This is a genomic window from Treponema sp. OMZ 790 (assembly GCF_024181285.1).
In the GTDB taxonomy this organism is placed as follows: domain Bacteria; phylum Spirochaetota; class Spirochaetia; order Treponematales; family Treponemataceae; genus Treponema_B.
The window spans coordinates 13885-37800 of record NZ_CP051201.1 but is presented as its reverse complement, the minus strand read 5'-3'; the positions used below and the strand labels follow the sequence as shown (position 1 = coordinate 37800).

Below are 23916 nucleotides of genomic sequence, written 5' to 3'. Positions count from 1 at the left end.
TTTTTAATCTTACTTGTCCAAGATGGTGATTTCTACGCGCCTATTTTTTGCCATGTTTTCGGGCGAATTGTTGGCTGCAACAGGGCGGCGGGCTCCGAAACCTCGGGTATAAACATGTTCCCGGTCTTGGACGCCCAAATCTATAAGATAATTGGCTACGGCGGCAGCCCTCTCTTCGGAAAGCTTTTGCCTTTCTTTTTCGGTGCCGGCTAAGGCCGTATGACCTGAGATCAAGAATTCCCTATCGGAGAATTTTGAGAGGATTTCGCCTATTTTTTTTAATTTTTCTTTTTCACTATCTCTTAAAACGGCCGAATCGGGCAAAAATTGAATATTTTCAATACTGATTGTTAAGCCTTCGTCTGTCTTTTCAACAGTGGTATTTTCAAGATTTAGGTCTTCAACGCTCTTTTTTATTTCTTCTTCGGTGCCTTTATCTATTTTTTTTACTTCAATGACCTCGGCTTTTGCATTTCCGATAAAATCGTAAGTGTAGCCCGAATAAAGGAACATTTTAATGTTGAATTCTTCATTATAACAAAAAAGATTTCCTCTTTCTTCATCCCAGTAGAGGTTTTGCCTCGATTTACCTAAAATTTTAATAGGAACATCTATTTCGCCCTTGTAATTTTTAAGAACCTCTCGTGGAACAATATGATTTAAGTCATAGCTTGCCGTTATATGGCGGTAGGTTTGCCCGTCTATTTCTGCAAGACCTATATATTGATAATCAACCTTAAACGGAAAGGTAAAGGGCTTTTCGATTCCGAAAGCATCCCTAAAATCGTGAGCTTCAAAACCCTCACCCGACCAAGTATCGCCGGGTTTAACGGGATGATTCGGAAAGGCCGGAACATTCCGCACCACAGGCATAAAATATTCATCGCCGATAGAGTAAAAACCGGCCTCATCACGCCTAAAAATGCTTGGATAATTGCGGGACCAGTCAAAGGTTTTATTGGAATTTTGCTCGCTGGTCATAAACATGCATGAAAAAAGAGCTGAGGCAGGTTTCACCCCCTCTCCTGCCTGTATATCCGAGACTTCTACCTCAATTCTATTTATAATATTAGCTTGATGATGAAATTTTCCGTTTACATAGACTTTTTCATCTACAACAGAGTGAACTTTATAGGCATCACCATCAATAAATTTAAATTTAAAAAGAAATTCGTCATTTTTTTCATTCGATTGGGCAAAAAGAAGAGAAAAAGCCGATATAAATACAAAAAAAATAAGTTTTTTTAAAATGTTATTCTTAAAAATACGGTATTTCACATTTTCTTATCGGTATTTTAAGCCTAAACCTTTAAAAAAAGTTTTTACAAGAAAAAAAGAGTATTTTTATAAAAAAATATAAAAATTCTTCTTAAATTTCAAAATTTCATGTAACTAAAACCCTATAAATAGTTTTGTTTAGTGTATGTTGAACGACAACAAACAATTCAATATACCTCCTTTGCAGTTTCCCGACAGGTTTTTCTCCTCCTTTTGCCTGTCGGGTTTTTTATTTTCTTGACAGCTTACAGAATCTAAATGCAGCTTGCATTACGATTTAATTTAATATTATGTTAATACTATACTCAAATATAATAAATGTAATTGTTAATTCAGTAAATAAAATATTATTTATTGCTGGAAGATAATTGAAAAATATGCTATAGTAATACAGGAGGTGTCTTATGTTTGCAACGACAGGAATAATTCAAGATAATACTGTTTATATAAAAGATTGTGTACTTGACCAATATAACGGGAGAAAAGTGATAATTACCATTTTAGATGAAGATAATTGTTATGATACTATTCCTAACCAGCAACTATCTGAAATTTCCGATTCAATAATTACCAAAAATATGAAAGCCTATCAGGAATTGGCAAAATGAATTTCTTCTCGGAAGAACAGGTTTTAAAAATTCATTCATCTTTAATTACAAAAACCGGAGGAGTACATGGAGTTCGGGAATTAAATCTTTTGGACTCAAGCCTAAAATCAATATTTCAAACTTTTGATGGAAAAGAATTATATCCATCGACTTTAAATAAGGCAGCTCAACTTTGTTATTCACTAATTGAAAATCATCCTTTTTTAGATGGAAATAAAAGAATAGGTATCCATTTATCATTGATTTTTCTTAAAATAAATGGAATTGATTTGAATTATACTCAAGAGGAACTAATTAATTTTGGATTTGAAATAGCTTCAGGCAAGATAAAACAAGAAAAAATAAAAGACTGGTTCGTGGAGCACAAAATATAGAAAACACATAACAACCTGCTCCGGACTGTTTTAGATTTAACCATGCGCGCTGAAAGACTTTTTGAAATCGTATTCATTCTTCTCAACCGGAAGCAGACAACTGCACAGGAGCTTGCAAAAAAATTCGGAGTATCGGTACGTACTATTTACCGCGATATGGATATTTTAAGTACCGCAGGAATCCCCGTATATACAATGCAGGGAACAGGCGGCGGTATTTTTATCGATGAAAGCTACACAATCAATAAATCGATTTTAACAAAAGAAGAGCAGGAAAAAATTCTGCTTGCACTGCAATGCCTTTCACCAATCGATGAGATACACACCGAATCCATTTTGAACCGTTTATCTGCAATCTTTCAAAAAAATACGGACTGGGTTAAAATCGACTATTCAATTTGGGGAAGTGAAAACGGTAACGGCATTTTTGAAACATTGAAGCAGGCGGTTTTGGAATGCCGCGCCGTCAAGCTGGAATACATCAGCTCTTATGGAGAAAAAAGCGAGCGCATGGTTTATCCCTTGCGATTTTTGTATAAATCAAAGGCGTGGTATGCCGAGTGCTATTGTACCGAAAAAAACGATTACAGGCTTTTCAGATTAACCCGTATTCTTTCTATTACAAAGACTTTAACGGCATTTAACCGTACTGACTTACTGAATAAAATGCCTGACCATAAAGAGGCTGCACCGGTTTCGCTTACAAACATTAAATTAAAATGTACCGCTAAAACAGTCTACAGACTCTACGATGAATTTCCTCCGGAGCTTATTACAAAGGATTCCGACGGCTCGTATACCCTGAATGCAGCTCTCCCCTTTGATTCATGGGTCTGCGGTTTTATCCTGTCACTTGGTACCGAAGTAGAAATCCTCGAGCCGAAAAGGTTAAAAGAAGAAATCGCCCGCCTTGCAGCAGAAATTATGAAAAAGCATTTTTAAAAAAACAATGTTACATCGGTACAAATCACCGCAATTTCTTATAATAACCGGATTTATTATAGGCAGCTTAAAAAATGTATCTTAATCCCAAGCCGATTCTTCCTGTAATAATTGCCAAATGTCTATCATACTTGAATGCAGTCGGATTAAAATAAACTCCGGGACTTATATCCAAAAATAAATTAAAATGAGGTAAATTCACAAAAAAAACTTCCCACCGAAGATCGAAAAAACCTCCGATATAGATAGCCAGGTTTTGTGATGAATTAGGGTAGGTGTGTTCCATGACCGGCGCCAAGCCTATACCGCCTCCGATTTCAAAAGGACACACAGCACCATTAATAATAGGTTCTGCTACTGAACGCAGATAACCGACATAAAATTCTCCTCCGTAATAGAAATAAGCGTTGTTTCCCTTTATTGGGAAGCCTACAATGCCGGAAATCTGAATATCAAGTTGGCCTTTTTGCGTAAAATTATGCGAAAAGGATATACCGAACGGATATCCAATATATGCACCTATTTTAGTAGTGCCCTTTTGATTACCTGCATAAACAGACTGCATAAAAATCGATCCGATAAAAATGAATATAAAAACTATTTTCTTCATGTAAATACTCCTTGTCGATTTTATGTCTGTTAATGTAACATGTTTCATCGTTTTTTACAATACCACTTAATGTACGGCAGAATATCAACATAGATTACCCAACTTGCAGAAAAAATTATGAAAAAGCATAAAAAGAATTAAATAATTTTTTCAAACCTGACACATTCTGACAGGTTGATGAGCTATAATAGTTTTACATATTTATACAAGATAGGAGAAACTATGCCGAGACCTACGACAAAAGAAGATTTGATTTTTGCTTCCTATAAATTCATCAACCGCAGATTGTATCAACAATCGAGGATTGATGTATTGCTGCCGTTTCGTAGCCCTTGTGAGAAACGGCATATAATAAAACGATGTTTGTGAAACAAACTCGCCGTGTTTTTAAGCGGTACTGTTTGTGCCGCTTAAAATAAACCTTCAAATGAGCAGTTTGAAAAACTTTGGAGCTTAATTGACGGTATGAGTCAAGAAGAAAGAGCAGCCGATATAAATCCGAACGAGCGCGATAAAAATGTACGAGATGTGTTGGTTCATCTTTATGAATGGCACTGCCTTTTATCAAATTGGATAAAATCCAATACGAAAGGTAAGCCGTCTGCCTTTTTACCCGCACCGTATAACCGGAGAACTTATCCTGAAATGAATGTTGAGTTTTGGAAAAAACATCAAAGCACGCCGTACGCCGATGCCGAAAAAATGCTTAAAAAAACGCACAAAGAAGTTATGAAACTCATCGAAACTTTTTCCAGTGACGAGCTTTTTTCAAAAAAATATTTTGATTGGACGGGAACGGCAACCCTCGGAAGCTATTGCGTGTCCGCAACTTCAAGCCATTACAATTGGGCAATCAAGGACATAAAAAAAGCTCTAAAGAAGTGCAGGGGAAAGTAACGCCTGTTTTATCGGTGGAAAATAATTGAAAAACGTGCTATAGTAAAACATTGAGGTGATTTATGTTTGCAACAACAGGAATAGTTAAAGGTAACACGGTCTATGTACAAGATAGTGAACTTGAACAATATAATGGGCGGAGGGTAATAATTACCGTTTTAGATGAAGAGAATTGTTGTAACACCATTTCTGACAAGCAGTTATTTGAAATTTCCGATTCAATAATTACCAAAAATATGAAAGCCTATCAGGAATTGGCAAAATGAATTTCTTCTCTGAAGCACAAGTTTTAAAAATTCATTCATCTTTAATTGCAAAGACAGGGGGAATAGACGGCATTCGAGAATTCAATCTTTTAGATTCAAGTTTAAAATCAGTATTTCAAACTTTTGATGGGAGGGAACTATATCCTGAGATTTTAGATAAAGCGGTTCAACTTTGCTATTCGATCATAAAAAATCATCCTTTTTTAGATGGAAATAAGAGAATCGGTATTCATCTATCGTTGGTTTTTCTTAAAATAAACGGAATTGATTTACACTATACTCAAGAAGAACTTATCGATTTTGGATTTGGAATAGCTTCGGGCAAAATCAACAACCCCGACGCTAAGCATCGGGGGTACAATGCTCAATGTTTCGCATTGTATATGCGATCCGGCACGGATGCCGCTGGTTCCATGCAGTAGCGAGTTTTGCGTTGCAAAACTCGTAAGTCAAAAATGTACAAGGATGTACATTTTTGACGAGGCGGTTGCAGCCGGCTTTAATACCCTTTGTTACGACACAGAGCGTAGTCGAGAAACGGGCCGAGAAACGGCGGGTATTAAACCCTCCGCACGAATAACTTGGAGGTTAAAGATGAAAAAACGTAAATTTATAACTGCGGTTTTTACCGTCTTGGTATCGGCAATGCTTGCCTGTATGCCGGCAATCTGTGAAAATGCGGCAAAAAACACTGCGGTTCTTATCCTTTCCGATAACAGGGAAATTACAATAATGGCGGAAACCGAAGACGGCTCCGCAATAACTGTGGAAGGCTGTACGGAAACCGCTCTTGCAAGCAGCCGGGACTGGGACAGAGGCAGGGACAATAAAACCGTCCTGCATGCAAGAGGTGAAAAAGTTGTTTTAAAAGGAAAAATCATAAAACTGGACTGTAGCGGTAATAATCTTACCGAGCTTAATGTACAGGGTTTGCCTTTGCAAAAGCTAGATTGCGACGACAATCAGCTTACGGAGCTTAATGTACAGGGTTTGCCTTTGCAATGGCTGTCGTGCAAGTATAATCAGCTTACCAAGCTTAATGTACAGGATTTGCCTTTGCAAGGGCTGTCGTGCGACGACAATCAGCTTACCGAGCTAAATGTACAGGGTTTGCCTTTGCGATGGCTGTGGTGCGGCGGCAATCAGCTTACGGAGCTTAATGTACAGGGTTTGCCTTTGCAAACGCTGGAGTGCGACGGCAATCAGCTTACGGAGCTTAATGTACAGGGTTTAACCTCTTTGCAAGGGCTGTCGTGCGGCAGCAATCAGCTTACGGAGCTTAATGTACAGGATTTGCCTTTGCAAAGGCTGTGGTGCAGCGGCAATCAGCTTACGGAGCTTAATATACAGGGTTTGCCTTTGCAAAGGCTGTGGTGCAGCGGCAATCAGCTTACGGAGCTTAATATACAGGGCTGTACCTCTTTGCAAGATCTAGATTGCGGCTTCAATCAGCTTACGGAGCTTAATGTACAGGGTTTGCCTTTGCAAAAGCTAGATTGCGACGGCAATCAGCTTACGGAGCTTAATGTACAGGGTTTGCCTTTGCAATGGCTGTCGTGCCGCGGCAATCAGCTTACGGAGCTTAATGTACAGGGTTTGCCTTTGCAAGTGCTGTCGTGCGGCAGCAATCAGCTTACGGAGCTTAATGTACAGGGTTTGCCTTTGCAATGGCTGTCGTGCCGCGGCAATCAGCTTACCGAGCTTAATGTACAGGGCTGTACCTCTTTGCAAAAGCTAGATTGCAGGGACAATCAGCTTACGGAGCTTAATGTACAGGGCTTAACCTCTTTGCACGAGCTAGATTGCGGGGACAATCAGCTTAATAAAGAGGCTTTTACAAAGCTATTTAAAGACTTATCGGACAGAAGCGGGAAGAATACAGGAAAATGTATTCTTTACACTGAAATAATAGTCATAACCGAGGGCAACTATAGGAACTTTACTGCTGAAGAACTTAAAGTAATAAAAGATAAAAACTGGCTACCGAGCTACACAAATTCAAGCCTCAGGAGTGTTGAAATACAATAAACATACCCCGACACAGAGCGTAGCCGAGAAACGGGCAGAGAAACGGCAGGTATTAAACCACCCGCACGAATAAAGACTGCTCCAAAGCGGCAGTTTTTCGGATTTGTGTTGTACAGGTTAGATTGAAATCCGGCGGTTTTCATGATATGATTAAAATAAGGAGGCTGGCTTATGTCCTATGATATGTTAATTGAGCAAATACGAACTCTACCGGATAAAAAAGGTACTTCTTTTGCTGATTATTATATACCTAATATGTGGTATGTGCAGAGCCCGCCGGGCCGGAAATAAAAAATAGAGGTTTAAAATGCCGGAGATTTCCAGGTTTTATGGAATTATAATTAAGATGTTTTTCAAACCAAAAGAACATGCCCCCCCCCTCATATTCATGCATTGTATGGTGAATATGTTGGGATTTTCGATTTAAAAACTCATGAAATGACATATGGAGATCTACCGTTAAAAGCCGCAGCTTTAGTAAAGGAATTGCTGCAATTGAATGATAAAAACTTCAAGAAATGTGGGATACTCAAATAATTTCAAAACTACCGCCATTGGAGTAATAAATGATACCAAGAATAAAATCAATTAAAGATAAAAATGATTATAAATTAGAAGTTCTCTTTGATGATGGGAAAACCGTTTTATATGATGTTTCGGAAGATATAGCACAAATCCCTGATTTTAAAGATTTGAAAACTATTCAAGGACTATGGAAGCAATTTGCTTTAGATGAAAGCCGCACGTGTGTATATTGGAATGACAGAATTGATTTGGCAAGTGATTTAATCTATAAATATGGAAAAATAATGTAGCTGTTTTGGATAAATAGCCATGATACAAATGGAACTTCTAAAAATCCAACAAGGTTTTTAGATATGCCCTCATGATTCTCATTATAGCCAAAGGCTGTTCCAAAACGGAACAGCCTTTATGCTATCCGATAATTTTATTATACTTACTCGAAGTAATCTTATAAAAAACCAAATATAAAATCAGGGTAAAGCCCCCGCTTAAAAACAGGGCGGCAAAAAAAACTATCTTGTTAAAAAGACCGAAGGCAAATAAGAGCTGGGTAAACAGGGGAGAAGCAAAAAAGCAATGAACCAGCGAAACCAAAACGGGAAGCACAAAGAGCCAAACAAGCTGGGCGTGTGACGTTTTTTTAATTAAAGAAGAATCCATTCCTATTTTGAGCATTATTTGCCAGCGTCTTCTGTCTTCCAATCCTTCGGAAATTTGTTTAAAGTACATGATGAGAATGAGCCATATTAAAAACATCAAACTTAAAAAAGCGCCTAAAAATAAAAAAGTTCCGTCAAATTCTCTTCTTTCCTTATAAGCCAGAAATTTATCGCTGTACACAAGCCCTGCATCCAAAGACTTCGCCAGTTCTTGAAGGGCTTTACTGTAGCTTGCAGGAATGCTCAGATTATCGGCAGAAGTATTCCAAAAAAAGGATTCCGCAAGTGCAAGCGTTTTTTTATTTTTAAATCCGCCCCTTGCATTTTCTTTTACTATGTTTAATTCATTTTTAATAAGGTCGAGCTTTGCCGCATCCTTAACTATAATGTTTATATGCGGCAACGGAGAATACGGAACATACGGATAGTTTTTTATTACGGAAACAAATTCGGCTTCAAGTTTTTTGGGCTTAACACTTCTTTTGCCGATTTGTAAGGGACGCGTATAATCAATTTGATTATCATTACAAAAAATAAAAACCTCATCATCGCCCATCCGTGTACCGATTTCCGTCAGTTTTTTATATAAGTCCTTAGGAAAGATATTTTTAATATCATCAAAACTGCACAGCACAAGCTGAACACCGGTGCGCGAAAAATATGAATCGGCATTTTCATAAAAAATATTCGCGCTCATATTTACAATTCCGTGAAAATATCTTACATATAAAAAATCATTTGTTTCTATTTTATGTTCAGCTCCTATTTCTTTTATATCTGCAATTACCTTTTCTTTATTTTGAAGCTCCGCATCCGTTTTGTTAAAAACTCTATCCAATAAATGATTGCGGACAAAAGACTTGGATACTATTTTTCGGCTTGCCATATAAATACTGCTTACCGAAGCCAATGAAAGTAAAATCATTGTAAGCAAAATACAGATACTCGCCAAACCCTTTGCATGCTGTCCCATTCTGTAAATCATTCCCGAAACGGAAATAAATTTTGCAGGTTTGTAATAGGACTTGCGCTTTTTCATTTTATTTAAAATAAAAACGGTAATACTTTCAAAGAGAAAAAAGGTTCCTGCAATTACAAGAATAACGGCAGGTAAAAAATTTTTTAAGGCGGTTATAGGATTAAAACTTAAAATTGAAAGAACATAACCCGCACCGGCAAAAAAAAGTGCGAGAAAAGTTTTTAAGCGTAAATATTTTGATCTTTTTTCTCCGCTTTTTGATTCGGTTAAAAACTGAATAGGATTTAAAAGGCTTATCTTTTTTAAATTATAAAGATAATTTATTATAAAAAAACAAAAGAATACAATGCTTGCCGGTTTTAAAAATGTAAGCGAAAGACTGTAGTTTATTTTTGAAGGAATCCCGCTTAACTTAAATAAAATTAAAAAGCATAATTTTCCGAAAAGCATGGAGCCTATTGCTCCGAAAAGCATACTTAAAAAATAGCAGGCAAGAAATTCAAAAAACAGGACGCCTGCAATGTGTTTTTTTTCAAGTCCCAAAATAGTATAAAGCCCTATTTCCTTTACCCTGTTTTTAATTAAAAACTTATTCCCGTAAAAGATAAAAATCATCGAAAAAAAGCCGACTATTATAACACCGAATTCCATCAAAGCTTTAAGTCCGCCTAATTTTTGAGTAAAGGCATCTTTTGAAAGAGTATACATAATCGAGAACATCATTATCGAAAGAGAGCAGGCAAAAATATATGGAATATAAGTTTTTGCGCCTGTCGAAATATTTTTTTTAGCAAGTTGAAAATAAAAATTAAGTTTCATACATGTTCCTCACTGTTACTAAATACTGCTGCGGTTCATCATAAAAAGACCTTCATTGATCCTTTCCCTAAAGACAGCCTGCCCCATATCGCCTTTGTATATTTCGTAATAGATATTTCCGTCACGCAAAAATAAAACGCGCTTTGCATAGCTTGCAGCCCGTGCACTGTGGGTTACCATTATGATGGTCTGTCCTTCTTCATTCATATGCGTAAAAGTTTCCAAAAGCATATCGGAAGACTTTGAATCGAGGGCGCCTGTAGGTTCATCTGCCAAGATGAGCTCAGGCCGTGTAATAAAGGCCCTTGCAGCTGCCGCTCTTTGGCACTGGCCGCCCGAAATCTCATAAGGGTACTTTTCGAGAATGTCCGAAATCCTCAATTTTTCTGCGAGGGGAAGGAGCCTTTTATTCATTTCATCAATCGGATAATTTGAAAGTACAAGAGGAAGTAAGATATTATCCTTTACTGAAAATTGATCCAAAAGATTATAATCTTGAAATACAAAGCCTAATTTATTCCGCCTAAAAGCCGAAATATCTTTCCCCTTTATTTTGGATACGGGTTCCCCTTGCAAAAATATTTCCCCGGAAGAAGGCTTATCCAAGGCGGCAAGCAAATTGAGTAAGGTTGTTTTTCCTGAACCCGATTCGCCCATAATAGCCGTAAATTCATTTTTATTTACCGAAAAACTTACATCGCGCAAGGCAACCGTTCCCTGTTTTGAAAATCGGGACTTATAAATTTTTTGAATATTTTTAACGTCAAGCAATGTTTCCATAAAAACACCTCCATATAAATTTATCAACCGCAGATTGTATCAACAATTGAGGATTGATGAATTGCTGCCGTTTCGCAGTAAAACGAAAAACGGCATACAATAAAGCGCGTGTTTTTAAGCGGTAGTATCTCTACCGCTTAAAATAAACCTCCAAACAAATTTAAGTATGAGTATTATATAAAAAAAAGAAAATGGCTGCATTGACGGAGTCTTACATTTTGTTTTTTTGACTTACATTTTTGTAAGGATGAAAGGCATATTTAAAAATCTTGTTGGATTTTTAGAGATGCTCTAAAACTTCTCCTCCAAGTTTAATTTTTGCCTTAGTCCATTCACCTTGAACAGAATCTATACTAAGCTCACAGTTTAGTCTTCCGGCTATTTCCCGCGCAAGGTAAAGCCCGATACCTGTAGCCTTTTCCGATAAACGCCCGTTTAAACCCGAATAGCCCTTATCGAAAATTTTAGGGAGGTCGGAAGGACTTATTCCGATTCCGTTGTCTTCGATTACAAGAACCGAAGGATTTTGATTTTCAATATAGATGCTTAAAATTCCTTTTTTGCCTTCTATTCCGCAGTACTTTAAGCTGTTGGAAACTATTTGCTCAACCATAAGTTCAAAAAGAACAGGATCGCTTATAATATTCAGATTGCACGCTTTGTAATTAAGCTCTATATTTTTATAAATAAAAATGCTTCTGTATTTGCGGAAGATGTTTTGTAAAATATCATTTAAATTAAAATCGGAAAAATCCAAATCTCTGTCAGGCCTTTGAAGTTTTAAATAATGCAGTGCCATCTGAGTATAATTGTCTATGTTTAAAAGAGCTTTTTTTATTTCAAAGATTTCATCTTTCGAAGAGTTCATATTTTGCAATAAAATATTTATAGAAGTAATAGGCGTTTTTATTTGATGAATCCAAAGGGAAAAATAATCGTTTTGATCGATGAGCATTTTCCGGTTTTCGTAAATCGAATCTTCTTTTTCTAAAAGTATTTTTTTTATTTTGATTAGTGCAATGATTTGAGATAAGGATAAACCATGCATTGAATCGAGCCTGTCATCATTTAAAGATATTTCTCCCGAGTTTATTTCGCAGTTTTCCAAAAGATCAAAATAATCCGTATTTTTACGGTAATAAAAAATAAATTTTAATATTATAAAAATAATTAAAATAGAAATACTTAATGAGCTTATATAAGATGCGAGCCCTTTTTCGGCATTGCTTAAATATAGGATGAACACTTGCACAAGGATTAAAAGAGAGGGGGTAAATATAAAGAGGAAATTGTCTTTAAAAAAACTTTTTATAATTATGTTTATTTTTAGCTTACCGGCTTCCGTGATTTTCATTTAGTTTATACCCCAAACCTTTTTTGTTTTCGATAAAATTAAAAAGTCCCGCACTCTCCAGTTTTTTGCGCAAGCGGGTAATATTTACCGAGAGGGTATTATCGTCCACAAATTGATTGTTTTGCCAAAGTACATCCATGATTTTTTCGCGTGAAACAAATTCGCCTTGCGCCAAGTAAAGGCATTTTAAAATTTTAATTTCGTTTGCAGTCAATAAAACGGTTTTGTTGTTGTATGCAAGAGTGAGGGTGCTCAAATTTAAAACGGTTCCTGCAAAGTTTACTTCATTCATCGAAGCGGTAAATTGATATGTCCGCCTGATAACGGCTTGAATCTTTGCAACGGTTACATCTATGTCAAAAGGCTTTTCGATATAATCATCGCCGCCCATTTGCATAGCCATCACAATGTCCATTTTATCGTTGCGGGAAGATAAAAAGATAATGGGAACCTGCGACTTGTTTCTGATTTCGGAACACCAGTGATAACCGTTAAAGGCGGGAAGCCCTATATCCATTATGACGAGGGAGGGAGCATAGTCTTCAAACTCTTCCAAAATATTATTGAAATTTTTTGCACAACGCACATCAAAGCTCCATTGCTCCAAATTCTTTTTTAAACCTAAAGCTATTGTTGAGTCGTCTTCTACAATTAAAATTTTTATAAGCTGTTTCATGTGCTGCCTGATAAAAATAATTATAACATTTTAATTAAAATAAAAAAAGCCGTCTTAAATATTTAAGTTTAAAACGGCTTTAGGATTTTAGTTTTTGCTAAGTTTATGAACAGCAAATAAGCAAAAAATTATTTACCCAGTTCCTTCAGTACATAAGCTACAAAGAGAGCTGTTCCTCGATAAAACTGCGATTCATCTAGGGCGAATTTGGGATTGTGGTGAGGCCAAACTTTTCCTTCAATAGGTGAAGGCGTTGCCAAGAAGATAAATGAACCCGGAACTTTTTCCAAGTACCAAGCAAAATCTTCTCCGCCCATAACGGGACGCTGCATAAGCTTAACGTCATTCGGAAAAAGTTCTTTGGCGGCTTCCATAGCCTTATCGGTAACCTTAGAATCGTTTATAAGAGGAGGCGGCTGTCTAAAGAATTGATATTCTATTGAACCCCTAAAAGTTTTTGCAATACCGGAAGCGACTTCTTCAATCCGTTTCGCTATCAATTCCCTTGTTTCATTTGTTACTGCCCGTACAGTACCTTCAAGATAGGCTTCAGGCGGAATTATGTTGAACGCCGAACCTGAATGGAATTGTCCAACCGTTATTACAGCCGGTTCCGTGGGATGTATCTCTCGCCCCAATATTTCCTGTATTGCAACGACTATGTGAGAGCCTATTACAACAGGGTCTACCGAGAGCGACGGATAAGCTCCGTGAGCACCTATTCCCTTAACCTTAATCGAAAATTTATCCATACATGCCATCATCGGTCCTTTTGCAAAAAGAAATTCGCCCGGTTTTACCTCATCGCTTATGCAGCCGACATGAAGACCTAGAATTTCTTTTACATCATCAAGAATTCCCTTTTCGCAGATGTCTACCGAACCTGTTCCCAATTCTTCTGCAGGCTGGAAGATAAGCTTAACGGTTCCTTTAAATTCATTCCGTGCTTCACTTAATACTTTCGCGGTTCCGAGCAATATTGAAGTATGAGCATCATGACCGCAGGCATGCATAAAAGAATTTTTAGAAGAAAACTCAAGCCCCGTAGCTTCGCAAACAGGAAGGGCATCCATATCTGCACGCAAAGCGATGACATCTCCTTTTTCCGCACCGTGAATATAACCTATAACGGCACTCCTTGCCGCATTTCTGTCATACTCAATTCCAAACTCATCCAGTTTTTTGCATACAAAATCTATTGTATTTGAAAGCTCGAAACCGACTTCAGGATTTTGATGTAAATGGCGGCGCCATGAAATTATATCTTTTTCTATTTCTTTTACCTTTTTTAATATATCCACTTTTTCCTCCTTAATTAAAATCAAACTTGTTCTTCAGTCTTAGGTTTTTTATAAGTTAAAAAACCGAAAGCGACTGTTCCGAATACACAGGCCGGTATCATTACATATACAGGTATTTTTACAATGTTTAATAAGGCCATAGCCAAAACAAAAGCAAAGATTCCGTATTTAATATTTTTAACGGCAAACATTCCGAATATGGCTCCGAAGATTGCAGGTGAAACATAAGCAAAGGCTTCCAATACTTTTTTGGGGAAGATGCTCATTAATGCAGAGCCTCCCACCGCGGCAATAGTTACGATTATAAGGTTGGTAACTATCGAGCCTGCAATGCCGAGGGTAGAAACTATTTCGGCTTTTTTTGTTCCGGGTTCGACACCGACAGCTTCTTGTGTAACTGCGGAAGTCGGTAAACGGACGTTTCCGATGTTGCCTGAAAGAAAAGCCATGTATGTTCCGGGTAAGCCGAGTATGGGGAAATAGCTTATAGGTTCAACAATAGCATAAATTGCATATACTGAAGCTACTAAACCCCAGCCGGTCAATATATCGTGTGTTGACGGTTTTACCCCATAAACACTCCAAACAAGAATAGAAGGTATAAAGCAAAGAGCCAAGGATAACAGATTTGTAAATCTTCCATATCTTATTATAGGCCTTGTAAAAGTTTTTTCATATAATTCGTCACTCATTTATCTTCTCCTTATTTTAAAATTACGTCTTTAAATATCATTGCAATTACCATTGCAAGGAGCATAACGATTCCCAAGCTGTATTCTTTTAATTTAGGATATTTGTTTCCGAGTTTTTCAAATACAACCATGAGAAGAGCTGCGGATACGGCAGCTGCAATAGCCGGATAATTTTTTCCTTTTAAGGATCGAAGCGACTTTGTTATTTCGTTACTGAATAAAAAGCCGAAAGCTCCGCTCATTGCAGTAACCATTAAAATAGCTAATTTGGCAGGATCACCCCGTGATATTTTGTTTGACAGGATATTCATTTTATCGGAGAATAAGCCCGTTACAAAAAGCCACGCACTTCCATTTAAAGCCATAACCCATGTAGCATTTGCAAAATTTATTAAGCCGTAATCGGGACTTGATAAATCAATACCTTGGGCTTGAGCCGCCATTTGTGCCGCTGCAAGTTCCGTTGAAGCTGCCCCTATAATAGAAAGACGCATCCATGCAAGGGGGCCGCCTATTACCGACATTAAGCCCAGCATTACAATAAAAACGCCCAAAACCGGGCCGATAGAAGAGGTCATACCGATACGGAAAGATTTCCGTACATCGGCATCACTTAAGCCGACAATTTTAGCAGCGTCTTTTGCTTTTTTGCTAAAAATTATAGCCTGGAACAATACCGTAATCAATAACGGAAAACCTGCAAGCCATAAAACCCAAGAGTTCGCAATGTTCAAATAATTGTCCATAGATTTCCTCCTAAATTTACTTTCGTGAGATACTCTATAACAAATAGTCTATCATGGAAATTTGTATTTGTCCAACCTATAACTGCAAAAAAAACAAAATAATTTTGGACAACAGTTTTTATACCGTGGGTAGAGGCTCCTTCTCCGGTTTATGGAGATTTTTGAAATTTATTAAAAAAATATTAAGGCAATATACTAAAAAATAAAAATATTATATACTTACATAGTATAATTAGGTTTTACTAAACTGGGAGGCAATAATGAAAAAAATATTAGCATTGATTTTGGCCATTTTTATTGTATTTGTATCATGTCAGAAAAATAAACCTTTATTTTCAAACATGAGCGGCGATGAAAGTTTAGAAGAAGTAAAAACTGCTTTAAATGCAAATCTGGACAGTAAAAATGCAGAAACTTTTATCAAAGGAGTTATCGATTACAATGAAACGATAGAAAGAACCGGCTTGACAAAGGGTTTTGAAGAAAAGCAGCCTGAGTATGATGAGCAAAAAATCGAAGAGTTGTGGTCATCCAAAAAAGGTGATTTTATAGGAACAAATTGCCGAATCAATACCTTTATGCTCTTAAAGGATAATATCGAAATTAAAAAATCTTCAATCGACGATTCTCTTTTATTTTTGGATAAGGACGCTATAGCTTTAGGACACATATTTAATGACGATGACACCGAAAGGTTTAAACAATTATTTTCGAGGGTAAAAACCGAAAACACTAAGGATATCAGTACTCATGCCCAAAAGATGAAAGAACATTTTAAAAACATAAGCTTCGATAAAAATGCAAAAATGCTTTCGGTTGTCCTCCATGATAACTTGGACGGCGACTATCTTTTTATAGGACATGCCGGTGTATTGCTCGAAAACAAGGGAGCACTTTTATTTATAGAAAAACTTTCTTTTTCAGAACCTTATCAAGCAGTAAAATTTGCCCAAAAAGAAGATTGCTATAATTATTTGTTTTTAAAATATAAGCACTACCATGACGAAACTACGGCAAAACCGTTTATCATGGAAAATGATGAACTTGTGGAGTTGGAGCTGTATAAGGAATAAAAAATCACTCCCCGCCCTTAAGCCCGTTTTTCATCCACATTATTTGTTTTCGAAAGTGCTCAACAAATTCTTCCGGTTCCCAATTTTCGATAAAGGAGCGGGATATAAGGTTATGAATAATGGCCTTGGTGTATTCGATAAGTTCCTTTATATCTTCATGGGTCGAAAGGGAAAGAGAACTTTTTTTTAGGTTTGAAAAATATATCTTTTCCATCTCGGCAACCTTTTCAGTTTGGAGGTTTTTCTTCCTGTATTCAAGCCAAGCCTTATCCAAGTCGGGAGTCCAATAAAGAAAGCGGTTTCTGTATAAATTCCGCTTTGACGGTTTATAAAGCTCCTTTGAAAGAATCTCGCCGTATCTTAGAAGGGCATTAAAAAAATCGTTATCGTTTTCTCTCAAGGCACCTTGAAAAAGAGCATGGACATCCATGTTTTCTGAGCTCAAAATCGTAAAAAAACATTCTTCCAAATTTTCAAAATACTGATAAAAACTCCCCCGGGCTATCCCCAGAGTATTTACGATATCCGAAACACTTGCCTGAAAAAGAGGCTTTTCTTCAAATTCCTTTTTACATGTTTCGAGGATTCTTCGCTGCTTTTCTTGAGGTAAATTTAAAAAAGTTTTTTTCGGCATTGCCGGTCAGTGTAATATAAAAGCAAAAATTATTCAAGGCAGAGAAAAAAAATTAATTAGCACAGCCTCATGATAACGATAAATCAGGAGAAAATCTTGTTTTTTTCAGAAAAATCATATATAATTAATCACAGGAGGGTTGAAATGAAAAATATAACATTAAGTCTTGATGAAGATATATTCACAGCCGGACAAGAATATGCTAAAAATCAAAATATTTCTTTTAATAGCCTAATTCGTAAATTACTTGAGCAAACAATTCACCATCAAAAAAACGAATGGCTGGATGATACATTTTCTTTAATGGATAAAGTTTATATTTCTACAGAAAAAAAACAATGGACAAGGGATGAGTTATACTGTGAATAAAATATTTATTGATACAAATATACTTGTTTACGCACTTGACAATCGAGACAATGTTAAAATGAATAAAGCACGCAATATATTACGAAAGGTAATTTATGAAAATACGCCGGTAATATCTACGCAGGTAATAAATGAATTCTATGTTGCTGCAACCAAAAAATTAAACATAGACAAAAATCTTATAAAAAATATAGTTCATAATTTTAAGAATATGGAAATTATAGCAAGTGATTTACAATTAATAGAAAATGCTATAAACATAAGTATAGAATCACAGTTATCTTTTTGGGATTCATTAATTATTGCTGCTGCAGAAAAAACTAATTGTAAATTAATTATATCCGAAGATTTAAATTCCGGACAAAAATATCAAGGTATTACCCTCATAAACCCATTTCAACAGGAAATACAAGTATAAAAATCTATAAACAAACATCATCTTGAATTTATGCAGCAAAAGGTCTATTATAAATGCAATGAGGTAATCTATGAAAATCTTATACGAAAAAACACCGCTTTTTGATGAAGGCTTTTTAAAGGTCTCGGACATACACAGTATCTATTATGCACAATACGGCAACCCCAAGGGAAGACCCGTAGTCTTTTTGCACGGAGGACCGGGAGGAGGCTGTATTCCCGTTGCAAGCCAGTACTTTGATCCAGAATTTTACCGAATAGTCTTGTTTGACCAGCGCGGAGCAGGAAAAAGTTTACCGCCTTGCGAGATGAAAGAAAACACCTCGGAAAATCTTGTGGAAGATATAGAAAAACTTCGCGGACACTTGGGTATAGACAAATGGATGGTCTTCGGCGGAAGCTGGGGAAGCACCCTTGCCCTAATCTATGCAATAGCCCATCCCGATAAGGTCGTCTCCTTAATTTTAAGAGGAATCTTTTTAGGAACTCAACAAGAAATAGATTGGATATATGAAGAAGGAGGAGCATCCAAATTCTTCCCTGAAGATTTTGAAGCCTACCAAAATTTTATACCGCAAGAAGAAAAAAGCTCTATGGTAAGGGCTTATTCAAAACGCCTCTTCGGAGAAGATAAAAAACTTTCCCTTGAAGCCGCCCATAGGTGGAGCCGTTGGGAATCTGCCCTCGTGTGCCTTTTCCCCGGTGTCTACAATATGAGCGATGAAGAAGCCTTAGCTATGGCCAAGGCAGAATGTCATTACTTTTTGCACAAGTGCTTTTTTAAAGACGATAACTACATCTTAAACAACTGCGATAAAATTAAGGATATTCCCTCTACCATAGTTCAAGGAAGATACGATATGGACTGCCCTCCATTTTCCGCTTATAAACTACATAAAAAATTACCTAAATCTAATTTGAACATAGTAGTATTCGGCGGACACTCCAGTATGGAACCGGGGCTGGTAGACGGCCTTGTAAGGGCAGCAGAAGATCATAAAAAATTCTTTTAATCAATTTTTATGAAAGCTCGAAGTATTATTTTTGTATTATTATTGAGTCTCTTTTCTTTACCTTTCTACGCAGATAACGAACAACAGAGCGCCGAAGAGGTTTATGAGATAAGAGCTTATAATGATGAAAAACGTGCAGGTTTTAATCACGTCTATACTGAATTGGTACAAGACAACCGGATTGACAAAAGCCTTTCCGACAAGAAAAATTTAAAAGGGCAAATTACCGTCTACCTTCCAAAAAAAGAAGGAAAGTATCCTCTAATCCTAATCACTCATGGCTGGAATAATTCTAAATATGCATTTTTATCGATGGGGCGCCGTCTCGCTTCAGAAGGCTATGCAGTTGCGGTTTTTACCTCAAAGAAAAAAGAACTTCCTAAAGACTGGCTTCCGGCCTTTTCTGCGGCCTACGAACTAATAAAGAAAAAAACGGAAGACCCCGAACACGATCTATACGGGCTAATCGATACGGAAAATGCAGGCATATTGGCCCATTCGATGGGAGGAGCAGCTTCACTTTATTACGCAAATTTTACACCGCAAATCAAAGCCCTCGCCGCAATTCATCCTTATAACGGATCGTCTTTTATTGTGGAAGCAGTAGGAAGCGCCAATGAAGAATTGGGCGACACATTTCAGCAAATTAAAGGCGCCGCTTTATTTTTGACATCCGAGGTTGATAAGACGGCTTACCCCGAAAAGAGTTACCGTTTCTTTAAAAACCTAAATGAAGAAATTCCGGCCTGCTTTTTATCCTTTAAAGATATAAAACATAACGGAGCCCTGGATATTTACAAAACACCTCTTTCAGGAGGATATGACGAAAAAGCATTCAATCTTTATGCCGAATTAACCGCTGCATGGTTCGATGCTTTTTTAAAAACTAACAAAAAAAGATTAGGCTTTTTTAAAAAGGGGGAAGTTCTTTTTAAAAGCATTGAAGCTTTGCTTTACACCGAAGCCCGCAGAAAGCATGAAGCCTATCCGAACTATGACTCGCGTAATTTGGAATAAAAAAAAGCCGTTCTCAACGAACGGCTTTTTTAGCTTTTAAGTCGGCATTAAAATCAATCAGTCACGCGGAGCATACTCATAAGTTTCATCATCATCTTTGATTTCTGTATCATAAGGCATGATGATAGCTGCTATTATGTAGACAATTACACCTGAACCTACAAACAAGGCAAATATAATCCACAATAATCTGATTAGAACAGGATCAACTCCCAGATACTCGGCGAGTCCTGCACAAACACCTAAAATTTTCTTGTTGCTCGATGACTTATATAATCTCTTTTTCATCTTTTCCTCTTAAAATAATTTATTTGACTTCAGCCTTGGCACTTACGGCTCTGTTTCTTTCTTCCCAAGGAGAGGACACCCGATTTGTATCGGATACCACAAAGAAACAGGCCGTTATCTTGTTAAACCACTCCGAGTTGGAGTCATCTTTACGCAAGATATATCGGCAGTCCTTTCCGTCTTTTGAAAAAACTCTGCATCCGTTTACAGGTTTACCCGAAGCATCTACCATTGAGCCCGAATCTTTATAGTATTTTTCTCCCGGCACATCGAACCAAAAATAACCGTTTTTTACGCGTTCATCATTTACCGAAAAGAAAATTTCTATTGAATCGGAATCTTTAGAAACGGATTTTATTACAGGAACCGAAAGAGCTGCTATTTCATTTTTTGCCGAGACCTGAGGAACAATCATTTTTATCTCCTCTTTCGGCGCTTCAACGTCAGCTAGGCTGCCTTCTTCTGCCTTGGCTTCGATAGTCTTATCTTGAGCTTTTTTTTCGAAGCCGGTAATATCAAGAATTTGCTCATATTTATTACCATTAACATCGGTAAGAGTGAATTTCCATTTTCCTAGAGCTACAGAACCCGCTCCCAGTCCGCATTGGAGCCGCTTTACGGATGCTATCTTAGCTTTATCGTCTATTTCGGTTATCTTTTCAAGCTGGGCGGCATTTAATATCCACATGTCTACAGGAGATTCAACCAATAGTTTTCGGACATCATTTGTATCAAAGGAACCGTCGTATTTGATAAAAAAGCTTACAAACATCTCTCCGTTTCCTTTAAGTGTTCCATTCCATATTGAAGTATCCAATCTTTCTATCATCCATGTAACCGAATTAATAGATATCTTTCCGGGTCCTGATGAAACATCGGAAGCCTGTTTCGGAGTCGATTTACAGCCTAAAACAAAAGCCGTGCATAAAATTGCGATAAATATCTTCGAGTAAAGTCTTTGCATTTTCAATTCCTCCTCTCTCCATTATACACTTATAATTGTAAAAAGACAACTACAAGATAAGAATATTTTAACTCTTTATATTGAGAGATCTTTGCTCTTCACTGATAAATTGATTGGTGTAAAGCTCGTAATAATGCCCCTTTTTCTTCATCAGTTCTTCATGATTACCGCACTCAATCATCTTTCCGCCTTCAACAACGATTATCTTATCTGCATTTCTTATTGTCGACAATCTATGAGCAACAACAAAGGAGGTGCGTCCCGATAAAACTGTAGTTATGGCTTTTTGAATTTTTTGCTCGGTTTCGGTATCGATAGAAGAGGTTGCTTCATCCAGAACAAAAAGGCGGGGATTTCTTACCAAGGTGCGAGCAAAAGAAATAAGCTGCTTTTGGCCCGTGGAAAGAAGACTTCCGCCCTCGCCTACTTCAGTATCATAACCCTTTTCCATTTTTACTATAAAATCATGGGCATCGACAAGTTTTGCAGCTTCTATAATTTCTTCATCGCTTGCATCCAATTTTCCGTACCTGATATTTTCTGCAATCGTTCCCGAAAAAAGATGGGGAGACTGAAGCACATAGCCTAGGTTTTCGTGAATCCAGCTTTCACCCATATCGGTGTAATCTATGCCGTCCACAAGGATACGGCCGCTCTTAGGTTCATAAAACCGGCAAAAAAGATTGACGATGGTGGATTTTCCGGCTCCCGTAGCTCCGACCAAGGCTATGGTCTGCCCGGCTTCAACTTCAAGGTCAAAACCGCTCAATACCGGCTCTCCTTCTTTGTACCAAAAAGAAACATCCTCAAATTTTACGCCGCCGTTAATAGATGGTCTTTTTTCATCTGTGGGACAAAGTGTGGTGCCGTATTTTTTGATAACTTCTTCCTTGTCCTTAATCTCGGACTCCTCTTCAAGAAGGCCGAAGATACGCTCGGCCGCAGCCTGAGCCGAAATAAATTCTGCAAAGAGGTCGGCTGCTTCCGCCAAGGGAGCATTAAACTGTGTAACATAAGAAAAAAATGCAACAAGCAAGCCTATTGTGATGGCACCGGAAACAACAGACATTCCTCCATAAATGACCATGAGGGCTGTGCCTACAGCTCCGATTAGTTGAACGGTCGGCATAAGAACAGACGAAATTAAAATACCCTTGATAGAAGCTGTTTTCATCTCCTCGGTTTTGGACACAAACTCCTTTGCATTTAATTCTTCTCTCACCAAGGTCTTAGTTGTTTTAGCACCTTGAATGTCTTCATTGTAGGAGGCAGTCAACTGAGAATTTATCTTACGCACACGCCTTTGGGCTTTTAAAATTTTTCCCCGCAGATAAATACTGAAAATGACGATTATGGGAAGGGTCATTAAGCCTATGAGGGCAAGCCGAGGGCTGTCGCCAAACATCGCAACTATTACAGTCATCATCATACAAAAGCCCCAAAAGAGGTCGGTTACTCCCCATGCGACAATGCCTGACAATTTGTTTATATCGGAGGACATCCTCGACATAAGCCAGCCGACGGCATTTTTATCGTAAAATGAGAGGGAAAGAGACTGCAATTTTGTAAAACACTTTGTTCTAAGGCGGTGGCACATTTTTATTTCCAAATGGCCTACAAATTTTATAAATAAAAAGGTGGCCGCAGCAGAAATCAGCAAGAATACTCCCGTAAAAGCAATTACGGCATTAAAATTACTTAAATCCCGCCCCTTTACAAAGGTGTCTATTACATATTTAGTCATCTTAGGCTGCACAACATCCAAGGCTCCTGTCAAACCGCCCAAAAGAACACCCGGAACAAGCAACTCCTTAAAATAGCCGAATTCTTTTACAACCTTTTTCCAAACTCCGCTTTTAAATTTTTCGTTATTTTTATCTATATCAAAATCTTCCATAAATACTACTTACCTTCCATCTTTTACCAAACAGTTTTTACATCATATAACGGAATATTTCCGTCAGCAGTTACTATTGTTAAATCATTTTCAATTGCTTGTGCGATTAAAATTCTATCAAACGGATCATTATGCCTTACATTTTCTTGAAAAGGCAGATTTCGAATTCTGTTGAAATCATCAAGCGTAATCGGAAGTTTTATAAACCCTGCCCGTCTACACATGTCATCTATTTCATATACAGTACGGGTAAATTCCAATTTCTTTTTACTTTGTTTTATCGAAATCTCCCAGAATGAGACATAACTGTAAAAACAAACATTAGATTCAATTATATCTTTAGCACTTTTCGGCAATCGGGGATCCCCGAATAAATACCAAAGAATTGTATGGGTATCGAGTAAATACTTCATCACATATACTCCGAAAAATCTTCGAGAGGATCATCAAAATCCGGAGACATATAAAAAGGTTCATTTTTCCAAACGCCAAAAAGAGATTTTTTTTCAGAAACTGCATTATCTTCAGGAAATTTCAATTTTATCAAACGGATAAAATCAACAACCTCACTTATTGCAGCATGAGGAAGCGTTGCTATTTCTTTTTCTAAAACCGTATTAGTCATATATGCCCTCCGATGCAATTCTATTATATAATAAATTCATAAAATTTTCTACGTCAAAATCTTCCATAAGTTTTACTACCTTAAA

General features: G+C 37.2%; 28 protein-coding genes and 1 pseudogene. 14 read left to right on the top strand and 15 right to left on the bottom strand.

Translation table 11 applies throughout. The annotated features are described in order from the left end of the window. Nucleotides 1-9: 9 nt before the first annotated feature. Nucleotides 10-1278: an OmpA family protein gene (locus E4O01_RS00190; protein ID WP_253693065.1), complete on the bottom strand. Its 1269-nt coding sequence runs from the start codon at nucleotides 1276-1278 to the stop codon at nucleotides 10-12. A gap of 404 nt (nucleotides 1279-1682) precedes the next feature. Between E4O01_RS00190 and E4O01_RS00185 the strand changes: the two genes are divergently transcribed. Genes E4O01_RS00185 through E4O01_RS00175 form a run of 3 tightly spaced genes read left to right on the top strand, consistent with a single transcriptional unit; the run spans nucleotide 1683 to nucleotide 3202 of the window. Beyond that, nucleotides 1683-1886, top strand: a complete 204-nt coding sequence (locus tag E4O01_RS00185; RefSeq protein ID WP_253677418.1) for a hypothetical protein — start codon at nucleotides 1683-1685, stop codon at nucleotides 1884-1886. Continuing rightward, nucleotides 1883-2260, top strand: coding sequence for a type II toxin-antitoxin system death-on-curing family toxin (locus E4O01_RS00180; protein ID WP_253677419.1), 378 nt, complete (start codon nucleotides 1883-1885; stop codon nucleotides 2258-2260). Before E4O01_RS00185 ends, E4O01_RS00180 begins: the two co-directional genes overlap by 4 nt. Nucleotides 2261-2275: 15 nt before the next feature. After that, nucleotides 2276-3202 (top strand): helix-turn-helix transcriptional regulator, encoded by a 927-nt coding sequence (locus E4O01_RS00175; protein ID WP_256484170.1) that lies wholly within the window; start codon nucleotides 2276-2278, stop codon nucleotides 3200-3202. A gap of 67 nt (nucleotides 3203-3269) precedes the next feature. On the opposite strand, the gene E4O01_RS00170 is transcribed toward E4O01_RS00175, so the two are convergent. Continuing rightward, a complete protein-coding gene (locus tag E4O01_RS00170) occupies nucleotides 3270-3812 on the bottom strand; it encodes a hypothetical protein (RefSeq protein ID WP_253693063.1) in 543 nt (180 codons plus the stop codon). A 423-nt stretch (nucleotides 3813-4235) separates the two neighbouring features. On the opposite strand from E4O01_RS00170, the pseudogene E4O01_RS00165 reads away from it, so the two are divergent. The 6 genes and pseudogenes from E4O01_RS00165 to E4O01_RS00145 all read left to right on the top strand — a co-directional run. Continuing rightward, nucleotides 4236-4709: pseudogene (locus E4O01_RS00165) on the top strand (ClbS/DfsB family four-helix bundle protein); the annotation flags it as partial. A gap of 62 nt (nucleotides 4710-4771) precedes the next feature. After that, nucleotides 4772-4975: a hypothetical protein gene (locus tag E4O01_RS00160; protein ID WP_253693061.1), complete on the top strand. Its 204-nt coding sequence runs from the start codon at nucleotides 4772-4774 to the stop codon at nucleotides 4973-4975. Further along, nucleotides 4972-5397, top strand: coding sequence for a type II toxin-antitoxin system death-on-curing family toxin (locus E4O01_RS00155; protein WP_253693060.1), 426 nt, complete (start codon nucleotides 4972-4974; stop codon nucleotides 5395-5397). The genes E4O01_RS00160 and E4O01_RS00155 overlap by 4 nt, the downstream gene beginning before the upstream one ends. Nucleotides 5398-5569: 172 nt before the next feature. After that, a complete protein-coding gene (locus tag E4O01_RS00150; protein ID WP_253693059.1) occupies nucleotides 5570-7003 on the top strand; it encodes a leucine-rich repeat domain-containing protein in 1434 nt (477 codons plus the stop codon). A 393-nt stretch (nucleotides 7004-7396) separates the two neighbouring features. After that, nucleotides 7397-7540 (top strand): hypothetical protein, encoded by a 144-nt coding sequence (locus E4O01_RS14735; protein WP_371819596.1) that lies wholly within the window; start codon nucleotides 7397-7399, stop codon nucleotides 7538-7540. 29 nt (nucleotides 7541-7569) lie between these two features. After that, nucleotides 7570-7818, top strand: a complete 249-nt coding sequence (locus tag E4O01_RS00145) for a DUF2442 domain-containing protein (protein WP_253693058.1) — start codon at nucleotides 7570-7572, stop codon at nucleotides 7816-7818. 121 nt (nucleotides 7819-7939) lie between these two features. On the opposite strand, the gene E4O01_RS00140 is transcribed toward E4O01_RS00145, so the two are convergent. From E4O01_RS00140 to E4O01_RS00110, 7 genes are all read right to left on the bottom strand, one after another. Further along, nucleotides 7940-9985, bottom strand: coding sequence for an FtsX-like permease family protein (locus E4O01_RS00140; RefSeq protein WP_253693057.1), 2046 nt, complete (start codon nucleotides 9983-9985; stop codon nucleotides 7940-7942). 18 nt (nucleotides 9986-10003) lie between these two features. Then, entirely contained in the window at nucleotides 10004-10765 is a 762-nt protein-coding gene (locus tag E4O01_RS00135; RefSeq protein ID WP_253693056.1) for an ABC transporter ATP-binding protein, read from the bottom strand. A 280-nt stretch (nucleotides 10766-11045) separates the two neighbouring features. Beyond that, a complete protein-coding gene (locus E4O01_RS00130; RefSeq protein ID WP_253693055.1) occupies nucleotides 11046-12119 on the bottom strand; it encodes a sensor histidine kinase in 1074 nt (357 codons plus the stop codon). Further along, on the bottom strand, nucleotides 12097-12795 hold the full coding sequence (locus E4O01_RS00125) for a response regulator transcription factor (protein WP_253693054.1): 699 nt from the start codon (nucleotides 12793-12795) through the stop codon (nucleotides 12097-12099). The genes E4O01_RS00130 and E4O01_RS00125 overlap by 23 nt, the downstream gene beginning before the upstream one ends. Nucleotides 12796-12923: 128 nt before the next feature. Further along, nucleotides 12924-14096 carry a M20 metallopeptidase family protein gene (locus tag E4O01_RS00120; RefSeq protein ID WP_253693053.1) on the bottom strand — a complete coding sequence of 391 codons (1173 nt, stop codon included), beginning with the start codon at nucleotides 14094-14096 and terminating at the stop codon, nucleotides 12924-12926. Nucleotides 14097-14116: 20 nt separating this feature from the next. Next, nucleotides 14117-14788, bottom strand: a complete 672-nt coding sequence (locus E4O01_RS00115; RefSeq protein ID WP_253693052.1) for a hypothetical protein — start codon at nucleotides 14786-14788, stop codon at nucleotides 14117-14119. Nucleotides 14789-14799: 11 nt separating this feature from the next. After that, a complete protein-coding gene (locus E4O01_RS00110; RefSeq protein WP_253693051.1) occupies nucleotides 14800-15534 on the bottom strand; it encodes a DUF5058 family protein in 735 nt (244 codons plus the stop codon). Nucleotides 15535-15794: 260 nt separating this feature from the next. On the opposite strand from E4O01_RS00110, the gene E4O01_RS00105 reads away from it, so the two are divergent. Beyond that, the gene (locus E4O01_RS00105) at nucleotides 15795-16607 is read left to right on the top strand and encodes a DUF4300 family protein (RefSeq protein WP_253693050.1); all 813 of its coding nucleotides are present in this window, start codon (nucleotides 15795-15797) and stop codon (nucleotides 16605-16607) included. A gap of 4 nt (nucleotides 16608-16611) precedes the next feature. On the opposite strand, the gene E4O01_RS00100 is transcribed toward E4O01_RS00105, so the two are convergent. Continuing rightward, nucleotides 16612-17241 carry a TetR/AcrR family transcriptional regulator gene (locus E4O01_RS00100; RefSeq protein ID WP_253693049.1) on the bottom strand — a complete coding sequence of 210 codons (630 nt, stop codon included), beginning with the start codon at nucleotides 17239-17241 and terminating at the stop codon, nucleotides 16612-16614. Between the two features lie 144 nt (nucleotides 17242-17385). On the opposite strand from E4O01_RS00100, the gene E4O01_RS00095 reads away from it, so the two are divergent. The 4 genes from E4O01_RS00095 to E4O01_RS00080 all read left to right on the top strand — a co-directional run bounded on the left by E4O01_RS00095 (nucleotide 17386) and on the right by E4O01_RS00080 (nucleotide 20057). Continuing rightward, complete coding sequence (locus tag E4O01_RS00095) at nucleotides 17386-17610, top strand: DUF6364 family protein (protein WP_253693048.1); 225 nt, start codon at nucleotides 17386-17388, stop codon at nucleotides 17608-17610. After that, a complete protein-coding gene (locus E4O01_RS00090) occupies nucleotides 17603-18028 on the top strand; it encodes a PIN domain-containing protein (RefSeq protein ID WP_253693047.1) in 426 nt (141 codons plus the stop codon). The genes E4O01_RS00095 and E4O01_RS00090 overlap by 8 nt, the downstream gene beginning before the upstream one ends. 70 nt (nucleotides 18029-18098) lie before the next feature. Next, nucleotides 18099-19040 (top strand): prolyl aminopeptidase, encoded by a 942-nt coding sequence (gene pip / locus E4O01_RS00085; protein WP_253693046.1) that lies wholly within the window; start codon nucleotides 18099-18101, stop codon nucleotides 19038-19040. 9 nt (nucleotides 19041-19049) lie between these two features. Beyond that, the gene (locus E4O01_RS00080; protein WP_253693045.1) at nucleotides 19050-20057 is read left to right on the top strand and encodes an alpha/beta hydrolase family protein; all 1008 of its coding nucleotides are present in this window, start codon (nucleotides 19050-19052) and stop codon (nucleotides 20055-20057) included. Between the two features lie 57 nt (nucleotides 20058-20114). Here the strand turns inward: E4O01_RS00080 and E4O01_RS00075 are convergent, their stop codons facing one another. The 5 genes from E4O01_RS00075 to E4O01_RS00055 form a co-directional block, all read right to left on the bottom strand. Next, complete coding sequence (locus E4O01_RS00075) at nucleotides 20115-20345, bottom strand: PspC domain-containing protein (protein ID WP_253693044.1); 231 nt, start codon at nucleotides 20343-20345, stop codon at nucleotides 20115-20117. Nucleotides 20346-20364: 19 nt separating this feature from the next. Next, nucleotides 20365-21309 (bottom strand): hypothetical protein, encoded by a 945-nt coding sequence (locus E4O01_RS00070; RefSeq protein ID WP_253693043.1) that lies wholly within the window; start codon nucleotides 21307-21309, stop codon nucleotides 20365-20367. 67 nt (nucleotides 21310-21376) lie between these two features. Next, nucleotides 21377-23206 (bottom strand): ABC transporter ATP-binding protein, encoded by a 1830-nt coding sequence (locus E4O01_RS00065; RefSeq protein WP_253693042.1) that lies wholly within the window; start codon nucleotides 23204-23206, stop codon nucleotides 21377-21379. A gap of 23 nt (nucleotides 23207-23229) precedes the next feature. Then, the gene (locus tag E4O01_RS00060) at nucleotides 23230-23619 is read right to left on the bottom strand and encodes a type II toxin-antitoxin system VapC family toxin (RefSeq protein ID WP_253695227.1); all 390 of its coding nucleotides are present in this window, start codon (nucleotides 23617-23619) and stop codon (nucleotides 23230-23232) included. Then, complete coding sequence (locus E4O01_RS00055; protein ID WP_253693041.1) at nucleotides 23619-23831, bottom strand: DUF2281 domain-containing protein; 213 nt, start codon at nucleotides 23829-23831, stop codon at nucleotides 23619-23621. The genes E4O01_RS00060 and E4O01_RS00055 overlap by 1 nt, the downstream gene beginning before the upstream one ends. Nucleotides 23832-23916: the final 85 nt, after the last annotated feature.